The organism is Erythrobacter sp. Alg231-14 (assembly GCF_900149685.1).
Classification (GTDB): domain Bacteria; phylum Pseudomonadota; class Alphaproteobacteria; order Sphingomonadales; family Sphingomonadaceae; genus Erythrobacter.
Genome location: NZ_LT702999.1, coordinates 2,306,947 through 2,325,771, shown reverse-complemented (window position 1 = coordinate 2,325,771; position 18,825 = coordinate 2,306,947). Strand labels below are relative to the sequence as shown.

Here is an 18,825-nt window from a genome sequence, read left to right as displayed (position 1 = left end):
TGCCATCACTCGTGACGGAGCGCATCGATCGGGTCGAGCTGTGAGGCGCGGCGGGCGGGGTAATACCCGAACACAATCCCCATGGATGATGCGAAAACAAAGCTCAAAATATTGATCGTGGGGTCGAAAATAAACGGCACATCAATCGCGCCGGCCAACAGGACCGATGCAACAAACGCCAACAAAAGGCCCGCAAGTCCACCAAGCGCGCAGAGCACAACCGCTTCGGTCAAAAACTGCAATCGGACTTCGCGGGCCAAGGCGCCAATGGCCAAACGAATACCAATTTCGCGCGTCCGTTCGGTCACGGAAACAAGCATGATGTTCATAATTCCGATCCCACCGACAAGGAGGCTGATTGAGGCGATTACGCCAACCATGGCGGTCAAGGCGCCGGTGACCGCGCCTAGGGCGTCGTTAACCTGAGCGGTGTCGATGACGTTGAAATCGTTCGCTTCGGCGCCTTGCAGCAAACGCCGCTCTCGCAACAGATCGACAAGCGATTGTTGGATCACTGCGGATGAATAGGATGCATCGTATTTCAAGACGAAATAATCGAGCGAGTCGGTGCCGCGGAACCGGCGTTGGACAGTTTTGATCGGCATAAAGACGACATCGTCTTCATCTGCCCCGCCGCCGCCTTGGCCGCGTTCTTCGAGCACACCAACAACGTTGCACGACACCTCACCCAACCGCATCGTTTCGCCGACAGGGCTTACATCGGGAAGGAAGATCGTCTCGCGCACTTTCGGACCGACCAGGCAGACATTCTTGCCCGCCACTTCTTCGTCGCTTGTGAATGCGCGCCCTTCGGAAAGGGCGATGGATTGCGCCTGAAGAAAAGCACCATCCGCGCCTGTCACTTGCGTGTCCCAATCTTGGCCGTTGTAGAACGCAGTGGCGTTGGATTGAACTGTACCAGCCGCGACCTCGACACCCGCGATCTGTTGTTGAACCGCATCAACATCGTCTTGATAAAATGGCCTACGTGTGCCGCGATCTGTGCGCACTGGGAACACAATGAAATTGCTCGCGCCCAATGAAGAGATCTCTTCTTGAACGGACGCCGTAACGCCATTGCCCAACGTGACCATGGTCACGACCGCCGCAACGCCGATGATGATGCCTAATGTGGTTAGAATTGAACGCAGCAAATGCCGCCGTATCTCACGCAGAGAAAGAAGCAGGGTGGCCCCAAACATCAGACAGCCTCCCCTGCGACGGGTTCTTCGCTCATGGTTCCGCGTTCAATTCGATCAACCAAGCCATCCCGGAAATGCACGATCGTTTTGGCAAAAGCCGCCATTTCTTCTTCGTGCGTGACCATGATGACCGTGATCCCATCGGAATTCAGCTTGCGCAGCAATTCCATGATCTCAACCGATCTTTCGCTATCTAGGTTGCCGGTCGGTTCGTCCGCCAACAACACATTCGGATCAGAAACAAGCGCACGCGCAATCGCAACCCGTTGCTGCTGACCGCCTGACAATTCTGCCGGAGTGTGCGTCGCCCAAGGGGCAAGGCCGACCTGATCAAGCGCGTGCATCGCGGCGGCGCGCCGGACGGATTTCTTCTCCCCCCGGTACAACAAAGGCAATTCAACATTTTCAAGCGCGGTTGTGCGCGACAGCAAGTTGAACCCTTGGAACACAAATCCAAGATAACGACGCCGCAATAGGCTGCGTTGATCGCGGTTCAAACGCTGTACCTCGACCCCGCGAAACTTGAATTTCCCACGCGTGGGTACGTCAAGACAGCCAAGAATGTTCATCGTGGTCGATTTACCCGATCCCGATGGACCCATGATCGCAACGAATTGACCATGATCGATCGTCAGATCGACACCCTTCAAAGCCTGAAACGCAGCCGGTCCGCTGCCAAAGACTTTGGTGATGCCTTCCAATTCGATAAGCGGCTGTTGGCTCATTTCGGCTCTACTGACCTTGCGCTTTCACGCCGGTGACAACGTCCATCCCTGCGGAAAGTTCAGAGGATTCCACCGCGGTCAATCGGCCATCGCTTTGACCGGTGATCACATCGATAGCCTGCAACGACCCGTCTTCTTGGAGCACCTGCACTTGTTGACGAGAGCCCACCCCGATGCCGGCTTCTTGTTCTTGTTGATCAAGGCCGACTCGAACATTCAGCATGCCGCCCTCGCTCTCTTCTTCGCGATCGGGCCTAAACCGCAGTGCGGCGTTGGGGACCAAAAGGACGTTTCCGGTTGATTCCGTTGCGATGGTCGCGGTTGCTGTCATGCCAGGTCGCAAAAGGCCTTCGGGGTTTTGAACGATCAATCGCGCTTCATAGCTGACCACGGATCCGCCCCCAGCAGCCGACGCACCGCCTTGATTTTCGACCGTGTTGCCCGATGCCAAGTCGACGCGTTGAACCTCTGCTGGGAAACGTCTGCCGGGATAGGCATCGACGGTAAAACTGGCGCTTTGCCCGGCATCGACTTGGCCAACATCGGCCTCATCAATTGACACGCGCAGCTGCATTGCCGCCAAATCTTCGGCGATCACAAACAGTGTAACCGTGTTAAAACTGGCAACGACAGTCTGACCAGGCTCAATTTGCCGTGCCAAAACTACACCGGTGACCGGCGCGCGGATAACGGCCCGGCTGCGTGTGGTCAGGTTGGCCCGTAACGTCGCTTGCGCGGCTTCGATGTTGGCCTGGGCGGAGGCGACGGATGCTCTGTCACGGGCAACCGATGCTTCGGCTTGTTCCAATTCAATTTGCGATGGCACCCGGCCACCGGAAAGCTCGCGCACTTCCTTCAAACGATCGAGCTGCGCCGTATCAACCTCTAACGTTGCGCGGGCTTGCAAAAGACTGGCCCGTGCCGCGTTCAGATTGGCGCGTGCTTGGGCGATTTGTTGATCGATGATCTCGGTGTTGATGACCGCAATCACCTGTCCTCGTGTGACCTGATCGTTGACATCAACAAGGACTTGCTCAACCGGGCCGTTCACTTCGGAGCCAACCGTCACTTGATTGGTCGGCCGCAAATTCCCGGTCGCCGTAACGGTGAGATCCAACTCGCCCTCTGTCGTCTCTTCGGTGACATAGGATGTTTGTTCCGGGCCGCCTGAACAGGTGGAAACCAAAAGAAGCAGCAGCGCACCGACTATCACAGCCGGGAGCCAGAACTTCATCGTCCGGCGCCAACTAGGTTGCTGCTTTTCGCCGAGGAATTCGTTGACAGTTTCGGTGCTGTCGCTTGGAATGCTCATTGCCCGTTATTCCCTGTTTCAATTCCGGCATTTTGCGGCGCCCGCCATCCGCCGCCCATCGCCCGCGCTAAGGCAACAAATGACGAAGCCCGCGCCGCTTCCGCCGATACTTGCGCGGTGCGCGCGCTTAACAATTGGCTTTCAACCGAAAGCAGGACCTGAAAATCGATCAGGCCCGCTTGATACTGACTGCGCGCGAGGATCGCTGCACCGCGTGCACCTTCGCTCGCTTCCATCAATGCGGTCACCCGATCATTGCTGGTGGAAAGGCCTACCGATGCGGTCTCCACATCTTCCAACGCTTCCAAGATCGATTGCTGCCACGCCGCAAGCGACCCATCTGCAATGGCCTGAGATGCGTCGATCTGGGCACGTGTCCGCCCACCATCGAACAACAATTGCGTGATCCCAGCAAAGACGTTGCCGGTGATCACATCGAACAATTCATCTATGCCAAATGCGCTTGTCCCTACCGTTCCGGTTAGCCGGACCAACGGGTAAAGTTGCGCCCGTGCCACGCCAACGCGTTCTAGGTCGGCAATCAATTGTGCTTCTGCCGCGCCAACATCGGGCCGCATGCGCAACGTATCGGCGGGCGCCTTCAACGAGACATTGACCGGCGGGGCCGGCACCTCACGAGGTTGTTCCACCAAAGTGGCATAGACGGGTCCGGGTGTTTCACCAATTAAGGTCGAAATCGCGTTTGCGGTGGCCACCAAATCGCCTTCCAACAAAGGAATTGAAGCCGCGGTTTGCGCTCTTTGAGTGCGGGCCTGCTCCACGTCCAAACTGGATACGAGACCGGCTTGCGCACGCCATTGCGCGATGAGCAGGTTGTCGTCTTGATTGGCCAGTGAAGCGCGCGCAATCTCCAGCTGTGCGGCCAATGACCGGGCTGTGATCGTCTGTGTCGCGACGGTTGCGACAATGATCCGCTCCAGATCGGCCGCGTTGTAACCTGCGGCGCGCAATTCTGCGCGAGACGCAGCAATCGAACCACTGATCCGGCCGAACAAATCGGTTTCCCAAGACACATCTCCGTTCAAGACATATTGGAGATCGTCATTCGCAAAATCGCCGAAGTCCTGACGCAAACCGCCGCTGGCATTGGCCGTGGGCAAACGCGCGCTTCGTGCATCGCGCAATCGAGCTTCTGCCGCCTGCAACCGCGCCAAAGACGCAGCGAGATCAAAATTGTTTTGTCGTGCACGCGCAGTGAATTCATCAATCAGCGGGTCGTTCAATAGCAGCCAATAGGATCCCAGCTCGATCGCCACGGCATCATGCGATGCGGCATCATCCGCGATTGACCATCGTTCGGGTACAGGAATCGCTTGTTCGAGAGCGGGCGCATCCATACTTGGCAAAGCGCAACCTGAAAGCGCGGCAAGCGCCAATAAGGGCGCAAAAGTGACAGACCGCGCCGCCCCCCTTTGAACAGTCCCAATTCGCATAGTTTTGATTGCCCACCTCGTATTTCTCTATCCAAGATGACAGGCGCGTGACCGTTAGCAAGACCGAATAACGAAAACCGTCGGTCAAGGTGGGACGTTCGCAGAATGATCGGGGCTATGGGAACAGTTCGGCATGATTGTCTGGCGCGCGCGGCGCGCATTATGTAGCATCGCGCTACGTTGTCGTTCTTCCGTTGTTAAAAGGGGTCATCGCAATGCGATTGCCGAATTCAGATCGCCGCCAATTCATGACCGCAACCGGCAGCGCCTTCGCAGCGCTCTTAGCGAGCGGATGTATGACGCGCGGCGCAGCCTTAACCGGCGGTGGCGCAAACGGGGCTTTTTCCGACTATGGACCGTTGCGCCCTGACCCGGCCGGGATCCTCGATTTGCCAGAGGGGTTTTCCTACCGCGTCCTGTCCAGTTTGGGCGACGCGATGACCGACGGTGGAACGGTTCCAGATAAGGCCGATGGCATGGGCTGCCTTGATTTGGGCAACGGCGAAATTGTGCTGGTCCGAAACCATGAACTCGTGCCGAGCGACGACGCTGGCGGTTCGATTGAAAAAGGGTTTGGCACGCATAACGGTGCGATTGTCCCCGGCGGCACAACCAATATTGTTCTTGATGCCAGCACTTTGGTCGTCAAACGCCAAATGCGCACATTGGGCGGCACAATCCGCAATTGTTCGGGCGGGGTCACTCCATGGGGTACCTGGCTGACATGCGAAGAGGCACCGACCGGACCGGGCCAACGATACGGCGATGGATTGGCCGTGAACCATGGATGGGTGTTCGAAGTGCCCGGATCCGCCAGCGGATTGGTTGAACCCACCCCGCTGCGCGCGATGGGTCGTTTCAATCACGAAGCCGCCTGCGTCGATCCGGCAACCGGCTATGTGTATATGACAGAAGATCGCGATGACGGCGTATTTTACCGATTTGTGCCAAACATGCCGGGCGACTTGGCAAAGGGCGGCACGTTACAGGCGATGGTTGTCGATGGTCTGACGGACACGCGCAATTGGGACGCGGCCACCATGCCAGTGGGGCAGTCTTATAACGTAAGCTGGATCGATCTCGACAATGTAGAGGCCCCGCAAGACGATCTGCGAACGCGCGCAATCGGCAAAGGCGCCGCAATGATCGCTCGCGGAGAAGGGCTGCACATGGGCATCGACGATCTGTTCGCGTGCTCCACCAGCGGCGGCGTAATGAAATTGGGCCAAATCTTCCGGTTTGTTCCCGGGCGCGGTGAAAAACCCGATCAGGTCGAGCTCTTCTTCGAAAGCGAGAGCCCCGACCAATTCAATTTTGGCGACAACCTATGCGTGGCTCCCAGCGGCCATCTGTTGGTGTGCGAAGACCAATACACAGACGTGGTCGACAACCATGTTCGCGGCATCACACCCGATGGCAATCCGTATGAATTCGCCCGCCTGCGCATGCAAACGGAGCCTGCGGGGGGGTGTTTTTCACCCGACGGCAAATGGTTCTTTGTCAACGCCTATGCGCCGACGCGGACTCTTGCGATTACGGGGCCATGGGCGACGTAATTGACGACGCCACAATCGGTTGCGGTTAGATCGGAAACCTCTTAGACCGCCGCCAACGATATATTGTAACATTCAACGCGCAATGGCCCGGCCGGGTACCGTGCGCATCATTGTAGGGTCACCTTATGAAAAACCTCAAACTCTTATCTCTCGGCCTGCTTATTGGCGGTTCAACAATCGCTGCGCCTGCCCTTGCAAAAGAGGGTATGTTCACGCCGGATCAATTGCAGGAAATCAGTGCAGAATTGGAAGAAGCGGGATTGGAAATTGAGCCAGACGCTTTGGCCGATTTGACCGGATTTCCTATGGGCGCGGTCGTATCACTAGGCGGATGTTCGGCCAGCTTTGTGTCCGAGCAAGGCTTAGTTGTTACAAACCATCATTGCGCGCGCGGATCGGTTCAATACAATTCAACCGCCGACAACAACTACCTTGCGGACGGCTTTCTTGCCGATGGCCTTTCGGGCGAATTGCCCGCCGCGCCAGGATCTCGCATTTACGTCACCACTGAAGTGACCGATGTCACCGATCGCATGCGTGCAGGCACAGGTGATCTTGCCGCAACTGAACGGTACGCGGTTATCGAACAACGATCCAAAGACATCACTGCCGAATGCGAAGAAGAAAGCGGCTATCGCTGTCAAGTCGCCAGTTTTTACGGCGGCGCTCAATACAAATTGGTCAAGAGATTGGAAGTTCGTGATGTCCGACTTGTCTACGCACCTGCAGACTCCATTGGTAAATATGGCGGCGACATCGACAATTGGCAGTGGCCTCGTCACACCGGTGATTTTGCGTTTTACCGCGCCTATGTAGCGCCCGATGGATCGGCTGCAGATTATGCCGAAGACAATGTCCCATACGCGCCGGAACACCATCTAAAGGTTAGCGCCGCCGGATTGGATGACGGCGATTTCGTTATGGCCGCAGGCTACCCGGGATCGACCAGCCGATACACATTGATGGCCGAAGTGGAAAACACATTCAATTGGACCTATCCCACATTCGAAAGTCTGTTGAACGATTGGATCGACACCATCGAGGCCGCCGCACCCGAAGGGTCGGACTCCCGCGTAAAATACGAATCGCGGCTTGCCGGTCTCAACAATTTTGAGAAAAACCTGCGCGGCCAAATCGAAGGCGCGCGTCGGGTAGGATTGGTTGAACGGCGCCGCATGCGCGAAAGCGCGCTTTCCGAATGGATCGCGGCCGACCCATCACGCGCAGAATATGGCGAAGCGATTGCCGCGCTGGGCGCTCTGTCCGAAGAAAGCGCGCAAGCCGCGCGCACCAATTTCTGGTTTCGCAATGTTTCCCGGCCCAGCCTTTTTTCAACCGCCCGCCGGTTGTACCGATTGGCTCAAGAAAAAGCGTTGCCCAACGCAGAACGCGAACCGGGTTATCAAGAGCGTGATATGACGTTCTTCCGCCAAGGGATGCAAGCGTTGGACCGTCGGTTCGATCCGGCCGTTGATAAAGCAGAATGGGCGTTGTTCTTGACCGGCTATATTGCGCAACCAACCGACGAACGCGTGGCCGCTTTTGATGCCGCCTTGGGATTGACGGACGAAACGACGGCGGACAAACTTCCTGCTTTGCTGGATAGGTTCTACGCCGACACAACATTAGGAGATGTCGACACTCGATTGGCAATGATGGATGCGACGCCAGACGAGTTGGAGGCCAGCGAAGACCCCTTCATGCAATTGGCGGTGGCCATGTATGATTACGGGCGCGGATTGGAAGCACAAGGCGAAGAGCGCGCAGGCCGGTCTCTTGCATTGCGCCCTGCTTATATGGAAGCGATCACCGCGTGGCAGCGCGAGGATGGCCGTCTGACATATCCAGATGCAAACAGCACATTGCGTGTGACCTTTGGCAGTGTGCTGGGCGGATCTCCGCGCGATGGGATGGCATATCTTCCATTCACCACGCTCGAAGGGATCGCCGATAAAGACACTGGCGAAAATCCCTTCAACTCGCCGCAAACGTTGCTCGACCGCGTCGAGGCCCGCGATTACGGGGATTACGCCTTGGACAGCATAGGCTCGGTCCCTGTGAATTTCCTAACAGACCTTGATAGCACGGGTGGCAACAGTGGATCGGCGACATTGAACGCCCGGGCTGAATTGGTCGGCTTGTTGTTCGATGGCACGTTTGAAAGCGTCAATTCCGATTGGGATTTTGACCCTCGCACAACGCGAACGATTCATGTCGATACGCGGTACATGTTATGGGTGATGGAAAAAGTCGATGGAGCCGATGCATTGATCGCGGAAATGGACATTGTTCGATAAAATTTTTGGGTGAGGATTGATTAAACAGGGCAACCGGCGGTCCGCTGCCATGCAAACTTGAAGTTAAATAAATGTCCTCAATCCTCACCCTTGATCGTCTATGCGTGCGGACGCCCGACCGCCGGCGCTTGTTCGATGATTTGTCCCTGTCTGTAGGGACAGAGCGGATCGGATTGGTTGGGCGCAACGGGTCCGGCAAATCGACATTGTTGAAGGTAATCGCCGGAACACTAAAACCCGCTTCAGGCTCGGTGCTTTGCGCCGGGACTGTAGGCGTTTTGGCGCAAGAATGGTCACCGGATATGGATGTGTCCGCTGCGTTGGGCGTCGCCGAAGACCTCGAAACTCTGCGCCGCATTGCCGCCGGCGATGGATCAACAGACGATTTCGCCAACGCGGATTGGACGTTGGAGCAGAGGATCGCATCGGCGCTTACCGAAACCGGTTTGAGTGAAGATGCGCTGAGCCGGACTATGGGATCGTTTTCCGGCGGAGAACGCACGCGGATCGGCATAGCGCGGCTTTTGATTGAACGGCCCGACTTACTCCTTTTGGATGAGCCGACGAACAATTTGGATCAAACAGGCAGGGACGCAGTCCGTTCCTTGATCGAAAGCTGGCGCGGCGCTGTCATCGTTGCGAGCCATGATCGCGAATTGTTAGTCGCGATGGACAAGATCGTTGAAGTGACACCGATCGGAGTTAGAATCGTCACTGGCGGATGGCAGGAATTCGCGGAACTTCGCGATGCCGAACGCGAACGGGCGCAGGCAGAACTTGAACGATCAGGCCATGCATTACGCCAAGCGGAACAAACCGCGCAGCGCGAAAAAGAAAAACAGCAACGCCGCGACAAAGCCGGTCGCGCCGCGGCAGAAACCGGTTCCCAACCGGCCATATTGTTGGGCAAAAAGGCAGAACGCGCCGAAAACAGCGGTGCATCACAAGGGCGGATTGCAAAACAACGGATCGGATCCGCCAAAGCACAATTGAACGAAGCCCGCACTCAAGTTGAAGTCATCAAGCCAATCACAATTGATCTGCCAAAGACCGGCATCGTATCGGGCACCGATATTTTGACCATAGACGGGGCCGTATTGGATCTTGGCCAACTCCAATTTGGACCTTGGTCTTGTACAATTCGCGGGAGCGAACGGATCGCAATTTGCGGGCACAACGGGTCAGGCAAAACCACATTCCTGAAGATCGCATCGGGATCGCTAAAACCGGATCACGCGACACATTGCCGGGCGACGGAACGCACCGTCATGCTGGATCAACACATCAGCATTCTGGATTCGGCCGCCAGCATCCTCGACAATTTCCGGCGTTTGAACCCGGAATTGAGCCAAGAGGCAGCCTATGCGGCCTGCGCCCATTTCGCATTCCGCAATCGCGACACATTGCAAACCGTCGGCACGCTATCGGGCGGGGAACGTCTCCGCGCCGGACTTGCCTGTACTTTGGCGGGCGCACGGCCGCCGTGGCTGTTGATTTTGGATGAACCGACGAATCATCTCGACATTGAAACAGTCGAGTTGCTCGAAAACGCTTTGGCGACCTTTGATGGGGCATTGATGGTGGTAAGCCACGATCGCCGTTTCTTAGATGCCATCGGCATTCACCGGTTCATCGATATCGGCGCGATCAGCGTTGCAACCGGTAAGAATTCCGATTGATCCATTCTCCATCGGCAAATCGCACGTCTTTGCTGATGACAAAACGATCAGCGGCGATTTCGTAGGTTAAACGGATATCCGCCGGTCGGTTGTCATCACGGCCGGCCCCTTGGGTGACCAAAACGGTGCCGCGCTCTGGATCAGTGAAACGTTGGACGATAGCGTATCCGTTGATTTGGGTCCCATCGCGCGAAACACGCAGGCGATCGTTGGCGTTCTTGTCTTCTTCACCGGGGTAAGCGATCCCATATCGCATTGTGCGGCCTTGGGGTTCGCGGGCGACTAAACGGACCGGAATGGAGGAACGCGTGTCGCTGTTGTAGTTTAGATATTCAAGCGTCCCGCTCCAATCGTCGCCGGCGACGATCGCGAAATCGTCTACTGTAGCGACGCCATTTTCGAACTGCGCAGCGGGATCAACATCGTCCTCCTGAGCCAAGGCCAATGCCATATCCAGCGCCGGATCACGCCCGGCCCGAAAATCCGCGACGGTCATTGAGGCAGCAATGTCCGGCGACAATCCCATCCCAATTTCGAATGACTGAACATTGTTGCGGAACTGAAACACAGGGATTCGCGTGCGAACCCCGCTTTGCGGCAGGGTCAAAGTGAACTGAATGCCTGCGGTGGGACCTTCGGCGCTGCCCCCAGTCGGTTCACCGATCAAAATGGTGCGATCCTGTTGGCTTAGGACGGCCAACAAATTGGTGCTGCCCGATGAATTGGAATTGCTGGTCAAGATGATCAGTCGCCCTTGGAACGCCGCATCCGCCGGTTCCAAAACGGCCGTGTCATCCGCAATACCATCCCGCAAAGTGAACGTGCCATCGTCTTGAGCGATGAAACCGCGAGGATCGGGATTCAAGGCGCGCGCATCCCATGTTGTAAGATGCTCTCTCAATCCGGAAAGATCCAAGGTCGCCACTGACATGGACAATTTGAGCGCCTGGGTCTCTTCGAGCAGATGGCGGGCCAATGCCTGCGCCGCGTCGGTCGACCCCCCGCCATTCTGTCTTAGATCTAGGATCAAGGTGCTCGACCCTTGTTCCGCCAAAGCATTGAAAATCGGTTCAAACACTGCGTTGGGATCGACTGGATTTCGATAGTTCACAAACGTATCGACTTTTAGATAGCCGACATCATCGGTCAGCGTTTCGAAATGCACCGCATCGGCAAAATTCGCCGCTCCCGCTCCTTCCGTCTGGGATGACAATTGGGTCCACGCGTCGAACGCAATCCGCGGGACTTCAATGAGACGCTCTCCCCCTTCCGCATCGCGAACGGCGATGCGGGCGATTTCCGGCGCCTCCCACAACAACATGCCGAAATGATCCACGGCACCGCCCATGAATTCCAGCGATTCCGAAACACCGGCGTTTCGCGACCATTCGGTGTAGCCATCGACAGGGATATATGAGCTAACCGCGGCGACCACATCCTCCAATGAACGGCCATCAATGGCGACAATTTCATCGCCCTGCCTTAACCCAGTCGCGGGGTCCGCCGTACGGATCAATCCGTGCCCTTCGACCAATTGCCATCGAAACGGCAGGTAGAGCGGTTGACCCAATCGCGCCTCACGCATGGCGCGCGGCAATTCCGCCTTAGTGTGATCGCAACGGATATGTGTAAGGACGCGCTCCACCGCCAAATAGAAATCCGCCAAACGCATGCCGCCATCCGTTTGTGCCCGGGCCACGACTCCGGCCCAAGCCGCGTCCATTTCGGCTTCACTGGCATATCGCGTGTAGCCGGGGTGAACGCGTTCATACGCCTCTTGAGCAAGCGCAATGTCCGATTGCACCGCATCGACACTCAACCAACGATCCTGCGGCGCGGATTGCGCAAATACCGGAGTCGCACAAAACGCTGCTGCGGCGCCTAGGATGGAAAGGGTCTGTTTGCTTACGACGGTCGCTGATTGCATTGAATGTCTCCTTGGACACCTCGTTTAGGCCGCAGGGAAAACAGCGCGCCCCAATCCAAGAATTTCATGCGCTTTTTATGATTTGAGACGCTCTATTCCGCATCACATCGGCGTTTGAATTCGCTGGGATTGATGCCGGCATGCATTTTGAACGCTCGATTGAAACTGGCCTTCGATCCAAAGCCGGTCTCCATCGCGATATCGATCATCGATGTGGCGTCGGTGCGGATTAATTCCTTGGCATAATCAACGCGCAATCCGTTTATAAAGCTGCTGAAATTCTGACCCAATCCTTGGTTGATGGCACGCGAAAGATAGGCCTGATTGGTGCCGAAACGGCGCGCCAAAATCTGGAGCGACAATCCAGGCTCCAAATGCCATTTTCGCGCTAAGACTTCGGCCTTCAACCGCTCCCCTTCTTCTGCCCAATCCCGTTCCGGTTTTTCGGGCGGCTCTATTGTATCGACCGGGTCGGGTTTGGTCATTTTGGGGAATGGTCGATCTATGCCGGCCAACGCCTCCAAGCTGATGACGAACACCGCGAAAAGAGCGACGAAATCCCAGATAAAGACTTGGGCGTAGGTGTAGCCGAACCAACGGGCGAGGATAAACTCACATGCCCAAAAGACCGCCACGATGGCCGACAACACGACCAGATGCGTGATCCACCGCGGGCTAAAATGTTCGTCGTTGGAATGATTGTCTTTCAACCACGCGACATAGCCGCGTTGCAGCTTCGCCGCATGAAACAAGCAAGCCGCAGCCAATCCAAAGGCCAGCCCCATGGCAAGCGGGTAGATGTACGGATCCTGCACCGCCTTTGTAAACGCCCATTTCGCCCGGTAATCGCCCAGCATCGTGAACGCCCACAATTGATAAAGCCAATAGACGATGCCCGGCGCGAACAGCCACCATGTCCGGCGTGATTGTCGGCCCAAAATCAATTCCCGCGCGTGCAAAGCAATCGCAGGACCATAGAACAATGCCATTTGTGTCGGCAGGAATGTGAGGCCGGGCCAAATATCGTACGCACCGGCAAACCCAATCACCATCGGGATCGCGGACACGCCGCCGGATAACACGAAAACGACGAACCAAATCACCGCACGCCGTTCGATCCCGCGCCGCATCAACGACACAAGCGCAGCCAAGGTGCACATGATTATCAGCCCCAAAAGGGCCGATCGCCAGTTCATTGCCAATTGATCGAAGCCGTCCATCGTATTCCACTGCTTGTCTAAAAACATCCCGGGGCGCTAGGCCATTCGGCGAATTGAGACGTCTTAATTCACACGATGATAGACTTTGGATGGGAGAAATTTACGAATTGCGACGGTATAAATGCTGCATTGCGCATGGCCGGTGCGCGCGCCAAAGAGTGCGGGAGGCGGCACGCAAAGCGAGCATTCTGATCATTCTCACCAATGTCGCCTATCACCCATCCGCTATCGACGGAGGTCGTATCTATGAAAAGGCCAAGCCTTTGCGGTATTTCGTAAAAGGCAACGCAATGGGCGATCGCCACGATGGCCCTGACGAAGCCAGCCTGTTCGATTTGGAAGCGAAATATGCCGACGTTGTGAGCAAGACGGACATCACCGCGCACCTGCGATCGCTATAGGGTTTTGTGTCAGATACGGTTTTGACCGCGCCCTAAAATTCCAACCCCCACGCAGAATAGCGCGCGCGCAGCGACGGCCGCATGGCCAGGGCAAGGTCCACATCTTCGCGACCATCGCGATCGCCGCTCGCGATCCGGATTATTCCCCTCAACAACCGCGAACCGGAAAAGCTGGGCTCGGCCAGTAAAGCCGCGTTTATGTCCCCCAATGCGGCGTCCATGTCACCCATCCGAAAATGGGCAAGCGCGCGGCTATCCAAGGCCTGAGCGGAATATTCGCTTTTCTCAACGGCCGCGACACAGGTTTCGAGCCGTTCGGCGTTCATTTCGTCCCAGATGCCCGCCTGCCAGCAAATCGCGTTGAGCAATCGTCCATCGCCCGGTCTTTGCGCGGCAAGGCTTTCGAGCAATTCCAACCCTTCGCTGGCCTCCCCCGCCCAACCAAGCGCCATCGCCTCTAAGTTGGTTTCGCCAACGACATCATCCACAATTTGGCGGTATTCGTCCGCCAGTTCCAAACCTTCCTCTGGTCGACCCAACAAAGCGAGCAGGTTGATTTGTGTGCTGTAAGTCGAACCATCGGGTTGAAGGTCTTCGGCCAATCGCCAATCCTCGAGAGCGTTCTCGAGATCACCATTCTCCAAACGCAGCGCCGCTCTCATCAAATAAATCGGGCGCGAAGCTTCGATTTCATAGGCCGCCTCAACATCCTCCAGCGCCCCTGTATGATCAAACACACCGTGACGAAAACGCGCGCGATTTATCAGCGGGCCGGTATCATCATCATCGGCCTCTTCGATGGCCTGCCGATACACTGCCGTGTGCTCTTCCAGCAAAGCGCGATCATCGCCAAAATACTCCCACAATTCGCGGATCTTTGTCGGAGACCTCAAGACCGGGAGAGCCCGATCGAACCGCGCAAGGCTGCGGCGTGCGGCAGAGATTTCATCGGCGTTCAATTCATTCGCAACGCTGCGCATGCTTTGAGACATGGTAAAACGGTTGCCGTTCAACGCCGCGTTCGAATTCAATTCGACCCCGCCAATGATTTCGGTTCTTTCGTTGGATCCATCTACTTCGAATTGCCCAGAACCATCCGGTAGAGTGATGTCCAATTCGCTTAAGTAGTAGACCGGTCCATTCAAGCGGAGCGGAATGTCCCGCCATGCTGCACGCGCCCGATCGGTTGAAAAGCCGACATTCTTCGCCGCCTGAGCGGGTGGCTCCAATTCATATTGTGACCGATCGCGACTCCATCCAGTTGTGACGAGGCCCCGCGCACTGATGATTGCGATCCCGGTTTCCGGATCAAAGGTTACCGACCGATCTACGAGTTGAGGGCCGCGAACCACGTTGGAAATCGAATTGTAGACGGCCTGCCTTGTTACGTCCGCATCATCTTGTTCGGCGACCACGCGCCATTGGGCGGCCAACGGACCACGAAATTCAAGCTCCACATCGATCAAACTTGGGATCCGAATGCCAGCCGATTGATCGACCGAAAGACGCACAATTTGATCGGGGGTCGACGGTGGGCGCAGATCGAGCGGCATTAGATCTGCCCCTTCTTCGCGCAAGGGCAATGCAAAAAAGAAACGCGGCACCGTATCGATGTTGGGCAAGCGTGTTCCGGCAGTGGTGCCATCCAACCAGTAATTTTTCCCGTCAATATCGGCACGCACGATCATGTGATCAAAATTGCCGGGCATCGGCGCCAACGATGGGAGCGCGTCCCCGCCTTGGGTGCGGACGAGAACCAATTCTCCCTCAACGCCCAATTCTTGAAGAATGGCGAGCAACAACAGCGATTTGGCTTTGCAATCACCAAAGCGATTTTCCCAAGTCTCTTGCGGTGATTGAGGTAGATAATTGCCGCCGTTCAAACCGTTCAACAAATAGCTGATCTCGTCTTGGACAAGCTGCAAAGCCAGCGCAGTTCTTTCAAGCGGATCATCGCTTGACCCGGCGATCTCTGCCACGCGGTTCGCCAATTCACCGCCTGGCGCGATCGCGTCAATGGGATCGTAGTGCTGAACCATGCTTTGCGAAACGTCGGACCAACTTTGATAGGTCGTAACCTGCATCAAATCGCCCATCAAATACCGCAACGGCGCATCGGTTGGCATGGGGCTTGGCTCTTCAATGGGTAGCTGAACACTCCACGTGTAGAACCCATCGGCCAATTCCGGTTCGGTAAGACCAGCATCGCCGATCCGCACCCGCGATACGTCCATATCGCTTGGCCAAGACACGCTTACTCGCCCACTTTCCAACGGGAATGGATCGGCAATCAAAGGCGATTGCCACTGCACATTTTCGCGCATGGCCTGATCCGAGAGGGTCGTCGAATAGGACAGACGCAAGATATCCCCCACCCGCGCACCGGGCACGGTCATGGTTGCCGTCAACACCCCGTTGAGCAGCCGTGCCTCCAACCCGCGCTCTCTCCGAATCACCTCAAATTCGGCGCCGCCATCGATCAGATCGATGACCTCCGTGTCGCGGATCAATTCGACCGAATGAACAATCAAATCTCCTTTATCCGGCAACCACGACGCCGAAACAGTTCCAAACCGCGTCAACGCCTCTGGACTGCCGAGAGCGACGGCGGTTGTTTGATGCGTCCACAATTGCCCATCATCGATGCGCGCTTGTTGGTCGATCAAAACCACAGGGGAGTTCGACGATCGTTGCGCCGCATCAATTGTGGTGGGTTCAACCCAATCGGGCGATGATCCGTAGATGACTTGATCGCCAGCAAAAGCAGGGACGGACAAGGCGAACGCACAAAGCGTTGGAACAATAATGATACGCATAAGAATGAGTAGGCGGATCAAATTGATCTTAGCAATAGAAAAACAACAACATACCGGCACACTAATGCGCTGGGATCGGGCCAATATCGATCTTAGTCGTGTTGCATATTCAAAGAACGCATACACCGCCTCTTTGGGCGCAGGCCCTTAACGGCTCTTAGTGCCGTCAGTTGGCAACGCTTCTTCTTACCCTTGCCTTGTAAGGTCGGCTTCAACGAAACCGTGATTGGCCAGGTCACGGCATACGTCACCTTGTCTTGGCCCAAAACGGGTGCGTGACACGGCCCGTGAAACGTCGGATATGGCATCACACAATGGGCAAAGGATCGTCGAATATGAATTACGATGCGACATATCGCGCCAGCGTTGATGACCCCAATGGATTTTGGCTCGATGCCGCCCGCGCGCTTGATTGGGCCAATTTTCCAACGACCGCATTGGAACATGAAGACGCCGCGTGGTTTGCCGGGGGCACGTTGAACATTTGCCACAATGCGATTGATCGACATGTCGATGCAGGTCGCGGCGATGATCCCGCATTGATTTTTGAAAGCCCAGTCACCGGCAATCAAGAAACCTACAGTTTCGCCGACCTTCAATCCGAGGTCGCCCAAACCGCCGGGATGTTGGCCGCGCTTGGCACCGCGCAATCCGATCGTGTCATCATCTATATGCCGATGATCCCTCAAGCGGTTTTTGCGATGCTTGCGTGCGCGCGGATCGGGGCCGTCCATTCGGTCGTGTTCGGCGGCTTTTCTGCAGCAGAGCTCGCCAAACGCATCGATGATTGTGATCCAACGCTGATCCTAACCGCGTCATGTGGGATCGAAGGGGCACGAGTCATCCCATACAAACCAATTGTCGATGATGCGATCACTTTGGCGTGCGGGGAAAGACCAACGGTTGCCCTTTGGCAAAGGCCCCAGCTTACCGCAGACCTGTCCGATGATCGCGATGTCGACTGGAATGAAGCCGTAGCAAAGGCAGAGGCGGTGCCTTGTGTTGATGTCGCTGCGGATCATCCACTCTATATTCTGTACACGTCCGGCACTACCGGAAAGCCGAAGGGCGTTGTGCGCGAAACAGGCGGCTATGCGGTGGCTCTCGCCTGGTCGATGTCCAACATTTACGGGGTGCAACCGGGCGAAACTTACTGGGCGGCGTCCGATATCGGTTGGGTCGTCGGACACAGCTACATCGTTTACGGCCCTTTGTTGAATGGCAATGCGACGGTGTTGTTTGAGGGTAAACCCGTTGGCACTCCGAACGCAGGCATATTCTGGGAGATTGTGTCACGGCACAATGTTTCGGTGCTTTTCACTGCGCCAACCGCCATTCGGGCGATCCGAGCGGCTGACCCGGATGGCGAACTGCTGACAAAGGCCAATCCGCAATCCTTGCGCGCTCTGTTTCTCGCCGGGGAACGCGCCGATCCTGATACTGTCGAATGGGTCGGCGCGCAGCTTGATCGACCGGTCATCGATCATTGGTGGCAAACGGAGCTGGGCTGGCCGGCGTTGGCGACCTGTATCGGCCTTGGCAGCGAGCCGGCCGCGACCGGTGCGGCAGGCTACCCTGTTCCCGGATTCGCCTTTGACGTGGTGGATGATGATGGCGTCAGTGTCGCGTCCCAAGCAACCGGCAATCTGGTGATCGCGAAACCCCTGCCACCGGGTAGTTTTCGGACCCTGTGGCTCAATCAGATCGGGTTTGATGGATATTTCGAAAGTTTCGATGGGCGATACGCGACCGGCGATGCCGGTGTGATGGGCGCCGATGGATCCTATTGTGTAATGGGCAGGACCGATGACATCATCAATGTTGCCGGGCACCGCATTTCGACCGGCCAGATCGAAGAGGTCGTAGCCGGTTGCCAATCGGTCGTAGAATGCGCCGTGATTGGGGGGCGTGATGAGTTAAAGGGCGAAGTGCCGGTGGCATTCTTCGTCGCCGCATCCGATGGATCGGATCAACCCGAGGCAGAGATTATCCAAGCCGTTCGAACCCAAATCAGCCCGATCGCAACCCCGCGTGACGTCGTCGCGCTCAATGCGTTGCCCAAAACACGATCGGGCAAAATCCTGCGCAATTTGCTGCGAGCTATCGTAAATGGCGACACCATAACCATACCACAGACCATCGAAGACCCCATTGTAGTCGAACATGCGCAAACCAAATTTGCGAATCGCGGCGACCTTTGAACCCACACCAAAGATGCCATCAAATCCGATTTTTA

The 18,825-nt window shown here is 56.3% G+C and carries 12 protein-coding genes; 5 read left to right on the top strand and 7 right to left on the bottom strand.

The genetic code is table 11. The features are described 5' to 3' along the window. Nucleotides 1–5: 5 nt before the first annotated feature. Genes BQ8290_RS11115 through BQ8290_RS11100 form a run of 4 tightly spaced genes read right to left on the bottom strand, consistent with a single transcriptional unit; the run spans nucleotide 6 to nucleotide 4,693 of the window. Complete coding sequence (locus tag BQ8290_RS11115) at nucleotides 6–1,202, bottom strand: ABC transporter permease (RefSeq protein ID WP_108790207.1); 1,197 nt, start codon at nucleotides 1,200–1,202, stop codon at nucleotides 6–8. Beyond that, nucleotides 1,202–1,927: an ATP-binding cassette domain-containing protein gene (locus BQ8290_RS11110; RefSeq protein ID WP_108790204.1), complete on the bottom strand. Its 726-nt coding sequence runs from the start codon at nucleotides 1,925–1,927 to the stop codon at nucleotides 1,202–1,204. Before BQ8290_RS11110 ends, BQ8290_RS11115 begins: the two co-directional genes overlap by 1 nt. 7 nt (nucleotides 1,928–1,934) lie before the next feature. Then, nucleotides 1,935–3,239 carry an efflux RND transporter periplasmic adaptor subunit gene (locus tag BQ8290_RS11105; RefSeq protein ID WP_108790202.1) on the bottom strand — a complete coding sequence of 435 codons (1,305 nt, stop codon included), beginning with the start codon at nucleotides 3,237–3,239 and terminating at the stop codon, nucleotides 1,935–1,937. Then, entirely contained in the window at nucleotides 3,236–4,693 is a 1,458-nt protein-coding gene (locus tag BQ8290_RS11100; RefSeq protein ID WP_108790199.1) for an efflux transporter outer membrane subunit, read from the bottom strand. The genes BQ8290_RS11105 and BQ8290_RS11100 overlap by 4 nt, the downstream gene beginning before the upstream one ends. Before the next feature lie 215 nt (nucleotides 4,694–4,908). On the opposite strand from BQ8290_RS11100, the gene BQ8290_RS11095 reads away from it, so the two are divergent. The 3 genes from BQ8290_RS11095 (at nucleotide 4,909) to BQ8290_RS11085 (ending at nucleotide 10,225) form a co-directional block, all read left to right on the top strand. Beyond that, complete coding sequence (locus BQ8290_RS11095) at nucleotides 4,909–6,249, top strand: alkaline phosphatase PhoX (RefSeq protein ID WP_108792323.1); 1,341 nt, start codon at nucleotides 4,909–4,911, stop codon at nucleotides 6,247–6,249. A gap of 125 nt (nucleotides 6,250–6,374) precedes the next feature. Beyond that, complete coding sequence (locus BQ8290_RS11090; RefSeq protein WP_108790196.1) at nucleotides 6,375–8,546, top strand: S46 family peptidase; 2,172 nt, start codon at nucleotides 6,375–6,377, stop codon at nucleotides 8,544–8,546. 71 nt (nucleotides 8,547–8,617) lie between these two features. Next, nucleotides 8,618–10,225, top strand: a complete 1,608-nt coding sequence (locus BQ8290_RS11085) for an ATP-binding cassette domain-containing protein (RefSeq protein WP_108790193.1) — start codon at nucleotides 8,618–8,620, stop codon at nucleotides 10,223–10,225. Here the strand turns inward: BQ8290_RS11085 and BQ8290_RS11080 are convergent. Both BQ8290_RS11080 and BQ8290_RS11075 read right to left on the bottom strand, forming a co-directional pair. Then, complete coding sequence (locus BQ8290_RS11080) at nucleotides 10,194–12,152, bottom strand: S41 family peptidase (protein WP_108790190.1); 1,959 nt, start codon at nucleotides 12,150–12,152, stop codon at nucleotides 10,194–10,196. The two genes, BQ8290_RS11085 and BQ8290_RS11080, sit on opposite strands and share 32 nt — an antisense overlap. Nucleotides 12,153–12,244: 92 nt before the next feature. After that, the gene (locus BQ8290_RS11075; RefSeq protein WP_337661334.1) at nucleotides 12,245–13,372 is read right to left on the bottom strand and encodes a helix-turn-helix domain-containing protein; all 1,128 of its coding nucleotides are present in this window, start codon (nucleotides 13,370–13,372) and stop codon (nucleotides 12,245–12,247) included. A gap of 89 nt (nucleotides 13,373–13,461) precedes the next feature. Between BQ8290_RS11075 and BQ8290_RS11070 the strand changes: the two genes are divergently transcribed. Further along, nucleotides 13,462–13,773 (top strand): hypothetical protein, encoded by a 312-nt coding sequence (locus tag BQ8290_RS11070; protein ID WP_108790184.1) that lies wholly within the window; start codon nucleotides 13,462–13,464, stop codon nucleotides 13,771–13,773. Between the two features lie 32 nt (nucleotides 13,774–13,805). Here BQ8290_RS11070 and BQ8290_RS11065 read toward each other — a convergent pair whose 3' ends face one another. Next, nucleotides 13,806–16,589: a DUF3857 domain-containing protein gene (locus BQ8290_RS11065; protein ID WP_108790181.1), complete on the bottom strand. Its 2,784-nt coding sequence runs from the start codon at nucleotides 16,587–16,589 to the stop codon at nucleotides 13,806–13,808. A 335-nt stretch (nucleotides 16,590–16,924) separates the two neighbouring features. Between BQ8290_RS11065 and BQ8290_RS11060 the strand changes: the two genes are divergently transcribed. Then, a complete protein-coding gene (locus tag BQ8290_RS11060; protein ID WP_337661333.1) occupies nucleotides 16,925–18,790 on the top strand; it encodes an AMP-binding protein in 1,866 nt (621 codons plus the stop codon). Nucleotides 18,791–18,825 lie beyond the last annotated feature (35 nt).